At 42.7% G+C, this 15,053-nt stretch carries 16 protein-coding genes and 1 pseudogene; 9 read left to right on the forward strand and 8 right to left on the reverse strand.

All coding sequences use genetic code 11. From position 1 onward, the window contains the following. Nucleotides 1-8 precede the first annotated feature (8 nt). From cysC to N482_RS13010, 3 genes are all read left to right on the forward strand, one after another. Nucleotides 9-605, forward strand: a complete 597-nt coding sequence (gene cysC / locus N482_RS13000) for an adenylyl-sulfate kinase (RefSeq protein ID WP_063377437.1) — start codon at nt 9-11, stop codon at nt 603-605. 12 nt (nt 606-617) lie between these two features. Continuing rightward, nucleotides 618-1,388, forward strand: coding sequence for a 3'(2'),5'-bisphosphate nucleotidase CysQ (gene cysQ / locus N482_RS13005; RefSeq protein ID WP_063377438.1), 771 nt, complete (start codon nt 618-620; stop codon nt 1,386-1,388). A gap of 182 nt (nt 1,389-1,570) precedes the next feature. Next, nucleotides 1,571-2,590 (forward strand): phospholipase A, encoded by a 1,020-nt coding sequence (locus N482_RS13010; RefSeq protein WP_063377439.1) that lies wholly within the window; start codon nt 1,571-1,573, stop codon nt 2,588-2,590. A gap of 46 nt (nt 2,591-2,636) precedes the next feature. Here N482_RS13010 and N482_RS13015 read toward each other — a convergent pair whose 3' ends face one another. Next, nucleotides 2,637-3,533, reverse strand: a complete 897-nt coding sequence (locus N482_RS13015; protein ID WP_063377440.1) for a bifunctional GNAT family N-acetyltransferase/hotdog fold thioesterase — start codon at nt 3,531-3,533, stop codon at nt 2,637-2,639. A gap of 164 nt (nt 3,534-3,697) precedes the next feature. On the opposite strand from N482_RS13015, the gene N482_RS13020 reads away from it, so the two are divergent. After that, the gene (locus tag N482_RS13020) at nt 3,698-4,393 is read left to right on the forward strand and encodes a spermidine synthase (RefSeq protein WP_063377441.1); all 696 of its coding nucleotides are present in this window, start codon (nt 3,698-3,700) and stop codon (nt 4,391-4,393) included. Here N482_RS13020 and dtd read toward each other — a convergent pair. Genes dtd through N482_RS13035 form a run of 3 tightly spaced genes read right to left on the reverse strand, consistent with a single transcriptional unit; the run spans nt 4,390 to nt 6,660 of the window. Continuing rightward, nucleotides 4,390-4,827 carry a D-aminoacyl-tRNA deacylase gene (dtd, locus tag N482_RS13025; protein ID WP_063377442.1) on the reverse strand — a complete coding sequence of 146 codons (438 nt, stop codon included), beginning with the start codon at nt 4,825-4,827 and terminating at the stop codon, nt 4,390-4,392. The two genes, N482_RS13020 and dtd, sit on opposite strands and share 4 nt — an antisense overlap. A 1-nt stretch (nt 4,828) precedes the next feature. Next, complete coding sequence (locus N482_RS13030) at nt 4,829-5,779, reverse strand: alpha/beta fold hydrolase (protein ID WP_063377443.1); 951 nt, start codon at nt 5,777-5,779, stop codon at nt 4,829-4,831. Between the two features lie 8 nt (nt 5,780-5,787). After that, nucleotides 5,788-6,660: a virulence factor BrkB family protein gene (locus N482_RS13035; RefSeq protein ID WP_063377444.1), complete on the reverse strand. Its 873-nt coding sequence runs from the start codon at nt 6,658-6,660 to the stop codon at nt 5,788-5,790. Between the two features lie 86 nt (nt 6,661-6,746). Here N482_RS13035 and N482_RS13040 point away from each other — a divergent pair, with 86 nt between their 5' ends. Then, nucleotides 6,747-7,409, forward strand: coding sequence for a DUF2959 domain-containing protein (locus N482_RS13040; protein WP_063377445.1), 663 nt, complete (start codon nt 6,747-6,749; stop codon nt 7,407-7,409). A gap of 27 nt (nt 7,410-7,436) precedes the next feature. Here the strand turns inward: N482_RS13040 and N482_RS13045 are convergent, their stop codons facing one another. Together N482_RS13045 and N482_RS13050 are read right to left on the reverse strand one after the other, a co-directional pair. After that, nucleotides 7,437-8,258 carry an arylamine N-acetyltransferase family protein gene (locus tag N482_RS13045; RefSeq protein ID WP_063377446.1) on the reverse strand — a complete coding sequence of 274 codons (822 nt, stop codon included), beginning with the start codon at nt 8,256-8,258 and terminating at the stop codon, nt 7,437-7,439. Between the two features lie 80 nt (nt 8,259-8,338). Next, nucleotides 8,339-11,089, reverse strand: a complete 2,751-nt coding sequence (locus N482_RS13050) for a putative bifunctional diguanylate cyclase/phosphodiesterase (RefSeq protein WP_231100863.1) — start codon at nt 11,087-11,089, stop codon at nt 8,339-8,341. Between the two features lie 147 nt (nt 11,090-11,236). On the opposite strand from N482_RS13050, the gene N482_RS13055 reads away from it, so the two are divergent. After that, on the forward strand, nt 11,237-12,100 hold the full coding sequence (locus N482_RS13055) for an extracellular solute-binding protein (protein ID WP_231100864.1): 864 nt from the start codon (nt 11,237-11,239) through the stop codon (nt 12,098-12,100). A 94-nt stretch (nt 12,101-12,194) separates the two neighbouring features. Here N482_RS13055 and N482_RS13060 read toward each other — a convergent pair whose 3' ends face one another. Further along, the gene (locus tag N482_RS13060; RefSeq protein ID WP_063377448.1) at nt 12,195-12,467 is read right to left on the reverse strand and encodes a hypothetical protein; all 273 of its coding nucleotides are present in this window, start codon (nt 12,465-12,467) and stop codon (nt 12,195-12,197) included. Nucleotides 12,468-12,630: 163 nt separating this feature from the next. Between N482_RS13060 and N482_RS13065 the strand changes: the two genes are divergently transcribed. The 3 genes from N482_RS13065 (at nt 12,631) to N482_RS13075 (ending at nt 14,700) form a co-directional block, all read left to right on the forward strand. After that, nucleotides 12,631-13,014, forward strand: a complete 384-nt coding sequence (locus N482_RS13065) for an RNA-binding S4 domain-containing protein (protein ID WP_063377449.1) — start codon at nt 12,631-12,633, stop codon at nt 13,012-13,014. An 18-nt stretch (nt 13,015-13,032) separates the two neighbouring features. Beyond that, a complete protein-coding gene (locus tag N482_RS13070; protein ID WP_063377450.1) occupies nt 13,033-13,479 on the forward strand; it encodes a PaaI family thioesterase in 447 nt (148 codons plus the stop codon). 111 nt (nt 13,480-13,590) lie between these two features. Then, nucleotides 13,591-14,700, forward strand: a complete 1,110-nt coding sequence (locus tag N482_RS13075) for an NAD(P)/FAD-dependent oxidoreductase (RefSeq protein WP_063377451.1) — start codon at nt 13,591-13,593, stop codon at nt 14,698-14,700. 27 nt (nt 14,701-14,727) lie between these two features. On the opposite strand, the pseudogene N482_RS24355 reads toward N482_RS13075, so the two are convergent. Then, nucleotides 14,728-15,053 (reverse strand): annotated as a pseudogene (locus N482_RS24355) (IS4 family transposase); the annotation flags it as partial.

The raw sequence follows: 15,053 nt of genomic DNA on the forward strand, positions 1-15,053 counted from the left end.
ACAGCTTCATGGATAAAAATATTGTTTGGCATAACTATGCCGTAGAAAAAGCACACCGTGGCGAGCTTAAAGGCCACAAGCCTGTTATTTTATGGTTTACTGGTTTTTCAGGTTCAGGAAAAAGTACGGTCGCAAATGCACTAGAAAGTGCGTTACATCAAATTGGTGTACATACATATCTGCTAGATGGTGATAATGTAAGACATGGCCTTTGCAAAGACCTTAGTTTTAGCGATGCTGATCGTGTAGAAAACATTCGTCGTGTTGGCGAGCTAAGTAAATTAATGGTTGATGCTGGATTAGTTGTACTAACAGCTTTTATTTCACCCTTTCAAGCTGAACGCGATATGGTTCGTGAATTAGTTGGTGAAGGTGAGTTTATCGAGGTGTTTTTAGATACTCCATTAGAAGTTTGCGAGCAACGAGACCCTAAAGGTCTTTATAAAAAAGCACGTGCTGGTGAAATCAAAAATTTCACGGGGATCGACTCTGACTATCAGCCGCCAATTTCTCCAGAAGTGAGAATAAATACAGGTGAAAACTCTCTAGAAGAGTCAGTACAACAACTCATTGAATATTTGAAAAATAAAAAAATCATTAAGTAATAAGGAATACTCATGAACGATACAGATCTGCTAGAAGAACTTGTCGAACTTGCGCGACTCGCAGGCGAAGAAATTATGCACATTTACGCCAAAGATTTTGCGATCGATTACAAAAGTGATGACAGCCCTGTAACAGATGCAGATCTTGCCGCAAACCGTGTTATCACCGCGGGCTTGCAGCGTCTGACTCCCGATATTCCCATACTGAGCGAAGAAAGTGCAGATATTAGCTGGCAAGAACGCCAAACCTGGCAGCGTTATTGGCTCGTCGACCCTATTGATGGCACTAAAGAATTCATCAAAAAAAATGGCGAGTTCACGGTTAATATCGCTCTAATCGAAAATGGCGCTCCGACAATGGGGGTCGTTTATGCTCCGGCACTCAAAACCTGTTACCTTGCAGCAAAAGCCATTGGCGCGTTCAGAGAGTGTGATGAAGCGCGCATCGAGCTTAAAGTAACACGTAAAAGTAAACAGGGTAAAATAAAAGTTGTTGGCTCTCGCTCCCATCCATCACCTGAGTTGGCTGATTACTTAGCCCAATTTGATGATGTTGAAATGGTTCCCAAAGGCAGCTCCCTTAAGTTGTGTCTGGTTGCTGAAGGAGAAGCTGATGTATACCCTCGCCTTGGCCCAACATGTGAATGGGATACAGGCGCTGGACATGCTGTAGCCGAAATTGCAGGTGCTACTATAACGCAACGAGACGGCTCTCCCCTTAAGTACAACCAAAAAGAGTCATACTTAAACCCTTATTTCATTGTATCAAGGCTAGATGACTAGTTATTGATTGCATCACGTAGAACATTGCGTGATGCCCTCCCCTCAAACTTGATTTATGCCTTTTGGACTAGGATTTTAATCCACTTACTTATACTATAGCGCTCAACTTGACATGCTATAAATCGCAAACTGCCAGCTTCTTATACATGCTTACAAATACTGCTTAAAAATTGGAAAGTAATATGGACTTTAAACTGCTCTCTATGGCCGCACTGATAATGCTTCCGGCACAACAAGCCATTGCCAAAAAAGCTTCTGCGGACGAAATAGAAGCCCTCAACCAATGTATCCTTAGCCAAGCTATGTCTGGGGACGAAAATACAACCATAAAAGAGGTTCGTCAGTATTGTGAGCAACAAATTGGTGGCTTGAGTCAGCTTGACAAACGTATCGCAAGAGAGCGTGTTACAGAAGAAAACCGCAATGTCCTGACACCACACCACCGCAACTACATATTGCCAGTTTCCTATATTAAAAATCCAAATAACCGCCCTTTTGACCGCTTTATGGACAAGGGGGAGCAACAAGGTGAACCGCTTGATAACATCGAGGCAAAGTACCAAATTTCTTTAAAACTGCCTATTTATCATGATTTCGAAGACAAAGATCAGGCAATCTATATGGGCGTTACTTTGCAGTCCTACTGGCAGGTTTACAACAAAGATATTTCGTCTCCATTTCGTGAAACAAATTACGAACCAGAAATATTTTGGATTAATTTCCTAGATGACGAAAATGTCCTTTGGGGAGACGAAATGGCATTCGTCCTTGGGATCTCCCACCAGTCCAATGGACGCAGTCAGCCTAATTCTCGCTCATGGAACCGCATCTATGCAAATTTCATATGGGAATACGATGGTTTCGTCTTTAGCTTCAAACCATGGTTCAGGCTTCCTGAAGATGATAAACCTGACGCAACCTCTGCCAAAGGGGATGACAATCCCGATATCCACAAATACATGGGTTATTTCGAACTCAGTGGGGCATATCGCTTTAACAATGATCACGAAGTTGGCATGATGCTAAGAAATAACGCTGGCGGTGATAATCGAGGCGCAGTTCAGTTGGACTGGTCTTTCCCGATCACAGGCAGGGTAAGAGGCTATGCTCAGTATTTTAATGGCTATGGCGAAAGCCTAATTGACTACAACGCACACATCCAGAGATTAGGTATTGGTATTGCGATTACAGATCTCCTTTAAACCGATTAGGCGACCAAGCGCTTAGTTTTCTTGATCGCCATTGTACTTACTTAGCTATGATGACAAATTCTCCGCAGAATTTTGCTACTAACACATCGCCATCATATACATTGACCGGTACTGTATACCTCGCTTTTCCGGCACTTTCTAACTCAGACAGTTCACCTTCACATTCAGACAGAGTGACAGTCGCACCTGGCGCTGTGGTCAAAGGTTTAAGGTATTTGATATTGGCATCAGCCAATACAATATCCCCTTCTAAGTTATGCTCTTTGAGCGCTAAATAAGTCGCACCCCAACCGGTTAGTGTCGCCATGCTATAAACCGAGCCGGCAAACATCGAGTTATGTAAATTTAGATTCGCTTTTAAGTCAGCTTTGGTTTCAAATTGCCAATCGGTATAACTCTCAACCTTGATCCCCATCGCATCACTAATGGGAATAGACTCGCGCCAGGTATCTTGCAATACCAGTGTCCAATCAGGGTGACGGAACCAACCAGGCTCGGATGGCTTTTGTTTTACCATCTTCCAATGCTGAACATCACCATATGCTAGATGCGCCTTTTCCATCACTTGATATCCATGGCGCTCGTAAAATGCCAACGCACGCTCTCTGGCAAAAAGCACTAGCTCTTGTGCATCTTGGGTCCACGCTATTTTCTCAAGCTCGTGTAATAAACGGCTACCTAAATGTTGACCACGATGCGATTCGTCAACAGCCATATAACGGACTTGAGCTTGCATATGGTTATTGAAATGCAATCTAGCAACTGCCAGCACTTCGCCTTCATTGTTTTTGATATATCGATGTTCAGACTCTTGCTCTAGGTCATCCTGTTCAGATCCCCTAGGTTGGTGCCAAGGTGCTCGAAGCACCTGCCAACGTAATTGATAGTAATCCTGCCAATCCTGACTACTTTGAGGTGAAGTTACTGGAAACATATTTACTCCTTTTTGAGCACACCTGCGTTAGTGCCAATTTTTATTTTCTACCTTACAAGAAAAACCCTGAACAGGAAATGCTCAGGGGGAAATCATCGACTAAATGTGTAAAATCATCTATACACAGTGGAATTACCTCAATCCTTAACTATGCTGATGTAACTATGCAGGAATTTTTAACTGAATCAGGAACCGTCAGCAGCGATTTCGTAACCCAAAGCCACCAGCTAGGTCACTTGTTATATTGGCATAAGCATGGAAAAACGAGCATTCAAGTTAGACAAGAAAAAACGCTTCGTTGGTTACTAATAAACAATACGTTACAGTCAATCGTTGAACTGAACCACCCAGAACACTTGCTGTTTCCCCACTTGCAAGTGCTAGAGGGCTTATGGCAAAAATGTCCACCTCCCCAACGCGTATTGGAGCTGGGATTAGGAGCCGGCGCGATCCGGGACTATTTGCACAGCGTTCATGACGATTGTCAGATTATTTCTGTCGACAACAACCCGGACATTATTCACTGCTATAAACGCTACTTTGGCGGCGATCATATTAGTGAAGTCAATTGCAATGATGCCTACAAAATTCTGGAATTAGAAAGCACAGCGCCATTCAATTGGATAATATTGGATTTGTTCAGTGAGTTAGATGCGCCACGATTTTTATATCAACACAAATTTTATACCTTGTTGCGTAATACACTCTCTGAACAAGGCATGCTATTCATTAATTTTATTGCTGAGCATGAGTCCCAACTTAAGCAATTAGAGCATTTGCTTATTATTAATTTTGGTAAGAAGCCACATATCCATAATGTGCCCGGCTATTCAAATTACATAATTGTTATCGAGCGCTAAACCGATAAGTTAAATGTCACAGGGCCGTCGTTACATAGACTCACCTGCATATCGGCACCAAACTCACCTGTTGCGACTGTTAAACCAGACGCTTTGGCTTGCGCAACAAAATACTCATATAAAGACAGTGCTTGTTGAGGTGTGCCTGCTGAAGAAAAGCTCGGCCTCATGCCTTTTTTAGTATCTGCGGCGAGCGTAAATTGAGACACCACTAACAACTCGCCGTTAATATCCTTGAGACTCAAATTCATTTTGCCCGCGTCATCGCTAAAAATGCGATAGTTACTGACTTTGTGGAGTAATTTATCAGCATGATGTTCATCATCCAGCTTCTCTACTCCGAGTAATAACAATATCCCTTGCTCAATTTCACCTACGACTTCACTACCCACTTCAACTTTCGCGAATTTAACCCTTTGAATGAGTCCCTGCACATCAACCTCTATTTTTGTCTATTTTACACAGCAATAGATCTGCTGCTCTACGAATGGCCTCCGAATATACTTTATTTGTCGCACTGTGCCCAACACCTTCTAAAATTAAAAAACGCGCTTGTACTTGCTCGGCAAACTTTTGAGCCGCTGCAAATCGACAGACAAGATCTTGACGGCTGTGTATTATCCAAATAGGTAACTGAGTAATGCGTTGCGCATTGTGGAGAATTTGCAGCTCTTCGATAAAGCATCGCGCCGACATATAGTGCACCATCAACTTCGCTTGTGTAACCAAATGACAACCGTACTGTAATTGATAACGCTGTAATTGGATTTCAACACTGAGTTGCTTATCCCAGTCAAGCCACAACTGAGCCGCTTTATGCTGCAATAGTTCGTCTTCACCAAACAACTGCTCTTTATAGATTTCTAAAACACGCTCATGGTTCGTTTCAGCATGGGAGAAAATAGCAAAACGCTCCGGATAAAACTGTGCACCCGCTCCACTAGCACCGTATAGCCACGCCAAATCATCTTTGGCGGCAAAAAAGCTAGCCCATATGATAAGACCTATCACTCTTTCTGTATGACGCTGCGCAAACAACAATGCTAAAGTTGCTCCCCACGAACCGCCAGCAATTACACACTTCGGCAAGTCTAGGTAATCCAACAATGCCAACATATCCGCGACTAAGAGGTCGGTGTTATTGTGTTCTAGCGAGTGCGGAGATGAATTACCACACCCTCGCTGGCTAAATAAGATGATACGATAACGGGTAGGATTAAAGTAAGTCTGAGTCAGTTTGTGTAAGCCTCCACCCGGGCCTCCGTGGCACACCAGAACGGGAACCCCTTCTGGATTGCCATACTCTTCCACATGTATCTGATGACCATGGGAGACGGGTAAATGAAAGCTACGTAATACAGCACTTGGCTGATAAAGTAAGGTCATGACTTAACTCATTCTTGAGGTGTGTTAGTCTCCTTGCCATGGTGCTCCTCTAGGCAAGCAGTAAATTCTGCTCCTAGTAATACCACTATCCACGATAAATACACCCACACAAACAAAATAGGGATCGTCGCCAATGCGCCATAAATCACTTCATAAGACGGGAAGTGACTGATATACATTGCAAACCCCCGCTTTGTTAACTCAAATAGAAAAGCGGCAAACAGCGCACCGGGTATCGCGGCTTGAAACGACACACGTGTATTTGGTACTAAAGTATAGAGCATAATGAAGCCCGCCATTGAAATTACATAAGGCAGTAATTTAAGTAGCAAGCCACTAAATCCTGGGATCCCCTGATCGGCAAAAGATACCAATGAGACTATATACGAAGTCACACCGATACTTGCCCCTAATAGTACTGGCCCTAAGGTCAAAACCATCCAGTAAATAGCGAAGGAAATCATCAATGGTCGTTTACTTTCAACTCGCCAAATTCGATTGAGTGCACTGTCTACGTTACGAATGAGTAATAGCGCCACCGCGGCCAAAAAACTTATCCCTACCGCTGTCATTTGGTTCGCATTACCTGCAAAAGCACTAATATGAGATTTAATGGTATCGGTTGAGGTCGGCACAAAGTTGGTGAATATAAAGTTTTCTATTGCCAGGCGAGTATTTTCAAATCCAGGAAAAGCAGTAAATATCGCAACGCCCACCGCTATCAAGGGCACCAAAGACAATAGCGTGACATAGGCTAAATACCCAGCGTTAATTGTCAGTTGATCTTCTTTGCAGCGCTCAAAAAAGCGTTTCCACCAGCTCGGTTGAGCTGCTATATAGGTTCGCAATTGCGCTTTCACAGTTGGCCAATGTTGCTTCATGATGATTCAATGATAATGATTGCTTTGCACATATTACCAATCCGCTTCATAATTTAAAGTAGCCATTTAAAGTAAAGGGATAAAGTATGCCTCTAAAGTACGTACAAATAACCGTTTTAATTTTAGTTGTCTCTCTTCTGGGCGGCTGTAAAAGCGCACAAAATGCCTATTATGCGGCATGGGAACAAATAGGTGTGCACAAACGAGATATTCTCGTTGACCGTGTTGAAGATACTCAAGCTTCGCAGCAAGCGTCTCAACAAGAGTTTCAAAGTGCACTTGAGAGACTCTCTGTATTGATTGACTTTGATGGCGGAGAATTACAAACCGTATACGAGCAATTGAATAGTGATTATGAAGCGAGTCAAAAGTCTGCACAAACCGTCACGGCCAATATCAATAAGGTTGAGTCTGTTGCAGAAGCGCTGTTTGAAGAGTGGCAAACAGAATTAGAACAATATTCTAACCCACAGCTTAAGCGCAGCAGTGAAAAGAAATTGCTGCAAACCCAACAACAATATAAAAAGCTGATCCGTTCGATGCGCAAAAGCGAAGCCAAGATGCAACCCGTCTTGGACTCAATGAAAGACAATGTTTTATATCTAAAGCATAATCTCAATGCTCAAGCTATTGCTGCAATCAAAGGCGAGTTCACCAACTTAAAGCGTGATATTCAGAGTTTAATCACGGATATGAACCGCTCTATCGCTGATTCATCTAGCTTTATTGAACAATTGAATAAAAGCTAAAATAGGATGAGCCAACTGAGCGAAAGCTTAGTTGGCTTGTTGTCGCCTAGTAAGCATTTTATCAAAAATCCATCTCACTTCGCATACAGTGGGTTCCAGATAGAATATGTTACTGAGTAACTCAAGCAACTGCGTAACACTCTCAATAGATACTTCAATTTGCTCACCTGTTAGCTCATTTAAATACAAGTAAGTAAGATTGCGTAACACAAAGCGTTCATGTTCTGAAATCCTTGAAACCACGAGATTATTAACAAAGCTTGCTTCTGGATGTTGGTGACTGTAAAAGTGACCCACATCACAATCACTTTCATAGGTATCTAGCAAATCAACTTGATATAACGAGATCTGCTCTGGCTGCACCAGTGAAACCGTGACACTGTGGGCTGTCCTTTCTACTTGATATAGGTTTATACCTTCACGAACTTGGGTGGAGCGATCAATTGGGATAGGTATACGCGGCGTTTTGACCCCAAAGCCAACATCCACTAAATAAGCCGCACCATTATATTTTAAATGCGTTAAGCGGTGCGTTCGAGGATTAGTGGTGGTGCCATTTAACAGCACACGCCCAAGTAATGGAGATACTTCAAAACCCAAGGCCCGCAGCGCTAACATTGCAACTTTATTATGTTCAAAACAATAACCACCTTGTTGCTGCATGATCAAGCGCTCAAACAAATCATCATTATCCACACTCAGTAATTTGTTTTGCATTGCATTAAAGCTGCTAAAGCTGTAATGCTTGATATGAGCTTGTACTATCTGACTAACAAGCGCTAAATCATAGGAGGCTTGTTTCTCAATATCTAACTTTGATAAATAAGTGGTTAATTGTGTCTGGTTCATGTAATTCCTCAATGTAACTCTGTTGATCCCTTAATCGAATAACAACACCTTAAAACCTTAAGTTAAGTTTAGGTCAACACTTAACTCACTTCATTTAACAAATTTTTTGATGCCTGATGATGCAATAGCTGAAGCGCTTCAAAACCACTGAGCGGTTTACTCATGAAGTATCCCTGCATTTGCTGGCAGTAAAGCGTAGACAAGGTCTGCAATTGAGCTAATTGTTCAATACCTTCTGCTGTGACGGTTAAATTGAAACTTTTTGCCATAGCACAAATAGCTTCTATCAGCTGTCTTGGTTTACCAGTGCCTTCTATGCCATTGATAAACGCTCTATCAATTTTCACGCCATCTACCGGCAACACATTCAGTCTAGATAAACTGCTATACCCCGTGCCAAAATCATCGATATAAATACCAAACCCAAGGCCATGGAGTTTTTGCAACGGCGCGACCAATGAATTCTCCTCCGTCATCATCGCTGATTCTGTCAATTCTATTTTAAAGTGTGACGGACGATACTTAGCATCCTCAAATTGCGCCATTAACCAGTTCATAAACCCTTTATGTTGCAATTGAATTGGAGATACATTGATACTGATAAAAAGGTCATCATCAGGTAGTTGATGTTTAAATAGCATGGCATTTTTAAATACCCATTGCCCTAACTTAACAATTTGCGCGCACTCTTCAGCAATGGGAATAAACTCTGCGGGACTAACCACACCTAATTGGGGGCTATGCCAACGCACCAAAGCTTCAAAGCCAACAATGTTCTTACCAAAACTACAATAGATAGGTTGAAAACGCAGCGACAGTTCTTGGTCCATATCGAGCGTTTGCAGCTCTCTTTCAACTTGTAGCCTGCGCGACGCTTCATCAGCAATCGCAGATGTAAATATATGGTAGTCATTTTTACCACGCTTCTTAGCCTCATACATGGCCACGTCGGCATCATGTAAGAGTTTCTCCGCCTCATAATTCAAACAAGGTGCGGTAAAACGTCTAACACCGACACTGCCACTTACGGTATGAGCCATACCTTGGTACTCAAATGGCACCCGAATGGCAGCCAAAATATCCTCAAGTAATAGCTCAAGGGGCGCAGTTAACTTCTCTACATCAAGTAGTATCGCAAATTCATCCCCCCCTAAACGTGCAATATCACCAAATCCACCCACTAACTCCCGCATTCTCGCGGCAAACTCAATCAATAACTTGTCACCCGCTAAATGACCTAATGTGTCATTAATTAACTTGAAGCGGTCTAAATCTAGGTAAAGTAAAACAAATTGCCCAGGAGACTCTGTGCGGCTAGCTTCTACCAATTGCAAAAAAGTTTGTCGATTAAGTAAGTCTGTTAGGCTATCGTGTTGTGCTTTGTATTTAAGTTGCTCGTTAAACAATTTAAGCGCGGTAATATCGGTAATACGCCCTTCATAGATCACCTCATGGCTATGGCAGATCCATGACCCCGTTTGCCTTACCCAAACACCACGGCTTTGCCCTGATCCTGCTAACCATTCTAATTCTTCATGTGGTTGCAGCTGCTCAACCATTTTTTGCCACCGCTCAGCGACATCGCCATCTAGCATCAAGTCACTCAAAGTTAATCTCGTATTCTGGTGCGCATCACCGAGCAGCAGCGATCTAAATGCGGGGTTGGCATCGACTAAAACACCATATTTATCTAATACAAACAAACCTTCGCTGCTATTGACAAATAAGCTTTTATATTTACGCTCCGCAACAATATGCTGTTGCAGCGCAGCAAGACGCTTATTAGATTCATGTTGGATTTGTTGATTTGCTTGTGCCAGGCTTGCTGTTCGCTCTTCAACAAGGTTATTAATCGTATCGTGCCGAGCCGTTAAATATCGTACCTGCATCAACACCATGAAACCCAATGCCGCGGCAATCAATGTCACAGCCAAAATTATCAAGGTATAGTTGTTTAATAACGATGGGGTAAGCTGTGCTTGCGTATAGAGATGCATTGATATTGGTGTACCGAAAAAGTCGATTTCTTCAGTAATACCCGCTTGCTTTTCTGTTAATTGAAACTGATTTTGCCAATCAGAGGAAAAGACCAAGTGCTCGTTGGCAATCACGTGCATATGATGGCCACTGGTTTGATACAGCTGACCAAATAATCCCTCCAGCAAATGGTTCAACTGAAACCCAATACCTAAAGCACGCAGCGCTTGCGGCCTCTGCATATCAAACTGCTCAATCACAACACTCCACCGCTGTGCCTGATGCCACTTCACAGCTTGTAGCTCATTGTTCCCTATCCGCTGAATAAATGGGTCCACGATGGCCACAGCTGAGCCCAATAAATGACCAAACTCAGAAACCGGCGCCGCCTTAAGCGTTGTCAAAAACAAACCACTGTCACGATTGGGCAGACGCACCGTAAAGTCAAAAAAACCCAAAGAGCGGTATTTTTGCTCCAAGCTAAGCACCTGCGACCGCTCAATAATGGCATAGGACTCTAAACTCAGCTCCAACTCCAAGCCAGCAAGTTGAGACTGCGCTAAATGATAAAACTGCTCCGGTGTGATATCTGAACTTGCTCTTTGATAAGCTTCGATGGAGTAAAGTAAATGCGCAAATCGCTGCAATTGATTATTTAAGCGAGACTGATATTGAGACACATGCTGCTCTAGCTGATGAAGGGAGCGCTGTTTAAAGTGTGTATTAAATTCAAACCCAACATAGCAAATTACACACAAATACACACCGTATATCCACCCACCAAACTTGGCCGGCGATTGAAATACTTTATCCCACTTTTTTACTCTAGACATACGCTCATAACACTGTACCATTGCACCACTTGATAATAATTCTTATTCGCGATGATTAAAAGTAAACTTTGCTATTTTTACCCCATTTTGCTACTAAGTAACCAAGTTTTAGCCAAAAACGAAGAACTCAACGTTTACTCGTTTCGAAAATATGAATTAATCAAACCAATGTTAGACGCCTTTGAAAAACAAAGTGGTGTTCGCGTTAACCTAGTTAATGGCAAATCACAGTTTTTGCTTTCTAGGCTGAGCAGTGATGGGAAAGGCTCAAGGGCTGATGTCATATTGAGTTCCGACCTTGTTCAACTTAGTGCACATCGAGATCTACTACAACCGATGACTGACTTGCAAAGGTGGCCCGAAGTTCCCAGTGTATTTAAAGATCCAGATCAGCGCTGGGTGAGCCTTTCAATGCGTACTCGTGCCCTGTTTTCAAAGCGTAAAACAACTACCCGTATACCGAATCACTTTACACAGTTCAGCGATCCTAAGATTGTCGGGCAGTTTTGTGTCAGAGACTGGCAACACAGTTATAATCGGACTTTGTTTGCCAGTCTATTAGCAAGTGATAACCCCGCTAATACAAACTGGCTGAAAAAGGCGAACCAATTGTTAGCCAAACGTCCTTCAGGGGGAGACAGAGATCAGTTGCGCGCTTTAGCAAAAGGCCAGTGTCAGTTTGCACTTGCAAACCATTATTATTGGCACATGATGAAACAGTCTTCTAATAAGCAAGATGTCAAACTTGCAACGCAACTTGAGATGCACTTTTTGCAAATGGCAAACGGTAAAACACCTGTTTCAACCACTACAGCGGCCATCGCCAAGCACGCTCCAAACAAGAAAAACGCATTGGCATTTATCGACTTTCTACTTTTACCAGGGACTCAAAAAATGTATGCAAATCTTATCAATGAGTTTCCAGTGATGACAATGAGTGGTTATGTGCTTCCTTTCGAGCCGGCGCTAGAAAATATAAATAAAAGCTTACATTACACAAAAAAGGTGCAGGAAGTACTACCTAAATCATAGCTGTCTTGTTGAGTTTAAAGCAACAGATGTTCTCATTATCGCGTGCCAAATGAGTGCGAATATGCATCATCATAGCGCACTAAAAAAAGTTGGACTAATGGGTTTGCGCCGCCCACTTTTGCACCGCAGATTTGGGGTACAACACATCTCTAAACAAGCGGTGTCTTTCAAATTTTAAGCCCTTCTCAGTGCTCGGTAGCCCTGCCTGAACTTGGCTATGATGCGTGTTGAAGCGCGAAATTAACACGAATTTGTCTTTCGCTCTCTTTAGGTGAGCATTTAGATATGCGCGTACGTCATCTGCGGTCATTAAACCCAGTGCATCTAAATTCATTAATTCTTTTTTTAATGCAGAGCGAATACCCATCGTAGGTCTCCCAGTGTTGTCATAATGGAATTAATTAAAACTGCAGGCAAAATACACACCAATTGCTGCATTTACATTAAAGACCAGCACATTCACGAAAAAGTTTCGTCATTCATCTTGTCTGCGCGGTATACTGTCGCAAAGACGTGTTTAGAGTTGTGATATGAATCAAGAATACATCGAAATTGAACTCGAAGAAGAGCCTATTGAACTTTGTAACCTACTAAAGGTACTAGACTTTGCTGAGACTGGCGGACAAGCCAAGCAGCTAATAGCGACGGGGTATGTTGCGGTTAATAATAAACTATGCACTCAAAAGCGTAAAAAAATGTACTCAGGTGACAGCCTAGATTTTGATGGCGATACATTTGTACTGACATTAGCAGAGGGTGCGACACCAAATCCGAAACCGGCTACACCTGTCAAAAAACCACAAAAAGTCACAGGTTCGAGCCAAAAACAAACAAAAAAACAGTCCAATAAGAAACGCAATAAACAACCTCAGGTTGATAGTAACACGGGCAGAAAACCCATTTCTTTTGGCTAATCTAGGTAGCATTTATACATGAGTATTTGGTATAGACCGGTTACTAAAGCACTATGTCAGTCTTTAGATAAAGGGCTTCATGGTAAAGGCTCTTTAATGGCGACACTTGGTATAGAAATCAGTGAAATTGGTGATGATTACCTTGTCGCAACGATGCCTGCAACCCCACACCATCATAACCCAATAGGTATGGTCCACGGCGGTGCCAATGTCGCTTTGGCAGAAACCGTAGCCAGTTATGCCGCCAACTTTGCGGTTGATTTTGAACGCTTTTATTGCGTAGGACAAGAGATCAATGCCAATCATCTCAAAGCCTCTCGCAATGGACTCTTAACTGCAACTGCGAAGCCTCTTCACTTAGGTAAGCGTACTTCAGTATGGGAAGTCAAAATAACCAATGCAAAGGGAGAGTTATGTTGTGTTTCAAGAATGACTGCTGCGGTCATTGAACGTGCTGTAAAGTAAAATTGGGTCCACTATGGTATTGAGGTAGGTGCCTCCAAATATCACAGGCCTATTGGTGTTATTGTTGCTACACAGTAAGCAACAAGGCGTCCAGTTTGGGAGTAAATAAAAATGGAACAGGTAGATACTTTGGTAGTCGGTGCAGGTGTCGTCGGGCTTGCCGTTGCGGCTAGGTTAAGTCAGCATCGTGAAGTCATCCTGGTCGAACAAGGACACCAATTTGGTGAACATAGCAGTAGTAGAAATAGCGAGGTTATCCATGCAGGTATCTATTACCCAAGCGACAGTTTAAAAGCGCAAGCTTGCGTTGAAGGAAAAGCGAAACTCTACCGACACTGTGAGGAATACCGCATTCCACATGCCAAAATAGGCAAAGTCCTCACCGCTCAAAACGCACAAGAAGAAGAAAAGTTAGCGTCGTTATTGTTGCAAGCTCAGAACAATGGGGTTGATGATCTGTACTGGTTAAGCAATAAGGAGCTTTCGCTAAAAGCCCCTGAGCTAAATGCCATTGCTGGTTTATATTCTCCCTCTACAGGCATTCTAGACAGCCATCAATTTATGCTGTCGCTCCTTGGGAAACTAGAGAGCAATCACGGGCAATATGTACCATGCACGAAATTCCTTGCGGCTACCCCCAAAACAGGTGGCGGGTTCATTGTAACACTGAGCTGTGATGGCGGGCCTTTTAAATTGCTTTGTCACAACCTGATAAATGCTGGCGGGCTATTTGCTCAGCAAAACGCTACCTTAATAGAAGGGTTGGCACCAATTAATGTGCCACCGCTTCACTATTGCCGTGGCCAGTATTTTAGCTATCAAGGTAAGCACCCTTTTAAACACTTGATTTACCCAGTCCCTGAAGAGCACGGCTTGGGCATTCACGCTACTTTAGATTTAGCGGGACAACTACGTTTTGGACCTGACACACATTTCATCAATGACCTCAATTACGATACTGACGCCAGTGCCATAGACATATTTTATCAAGCAATAAAACGATATTGGCCACAAGTAGATAATCGCCGCTTGCAAGTAGACTACGCTGGCATTCGCCCAAAAACTCAGTGCCAAGGCCAACAAGATTTTCAAATCGAGGGCGCTCAACGACATGGACTTACAGGATTGATTAACTTATTCGGTATAGAATCTCCGGGCCTCACTGCCAGCTTATCTATTGCAGACAAAGTTGCAACACAACTCAAAGCCGAACTCAAATAAAAAAGCCAGTATAAGCCTGTCTCTTAGTCACAAGTCTGACTCAAGAGACTTTGCTAAATCGTAGCCCTCAAGGATAGCTTGTAATGTGAGCCATCCTTGCCATATCACTTTAACTGATGCTCGCCCTGTGCGCTTTGTATCTTTCCAGCCTCCCAATTTGGCTAGTTCTTGATACGCCCATTTTATATCTGGAGCGCTATCTGGCAGCTTTGTTTTTATCCTTTTTAACCATAGTAATTTCCACCCTTTAATAGATGATTCTCTGGAAAGTCATTTGTGAACTTCAGTTGTCATATTCGTGTCGCTATAAAACCATTAATGGTTACCAGTCGTTCCATGTTGTCTTGGCTTTG

It is taken from the genome of Pseudoalteromonas luteoviolacea NCIMB 1942 (genome assembly GCF_001625595.1).
GTDB classification, from domain to species: Bacteria; Pseudomonadota; Gammaproteobacteria; order Enterobacterales; family Alteromonadaceae; genus Pseudoalteromonas; species Pseudoalteromonas luteoviolacea_A.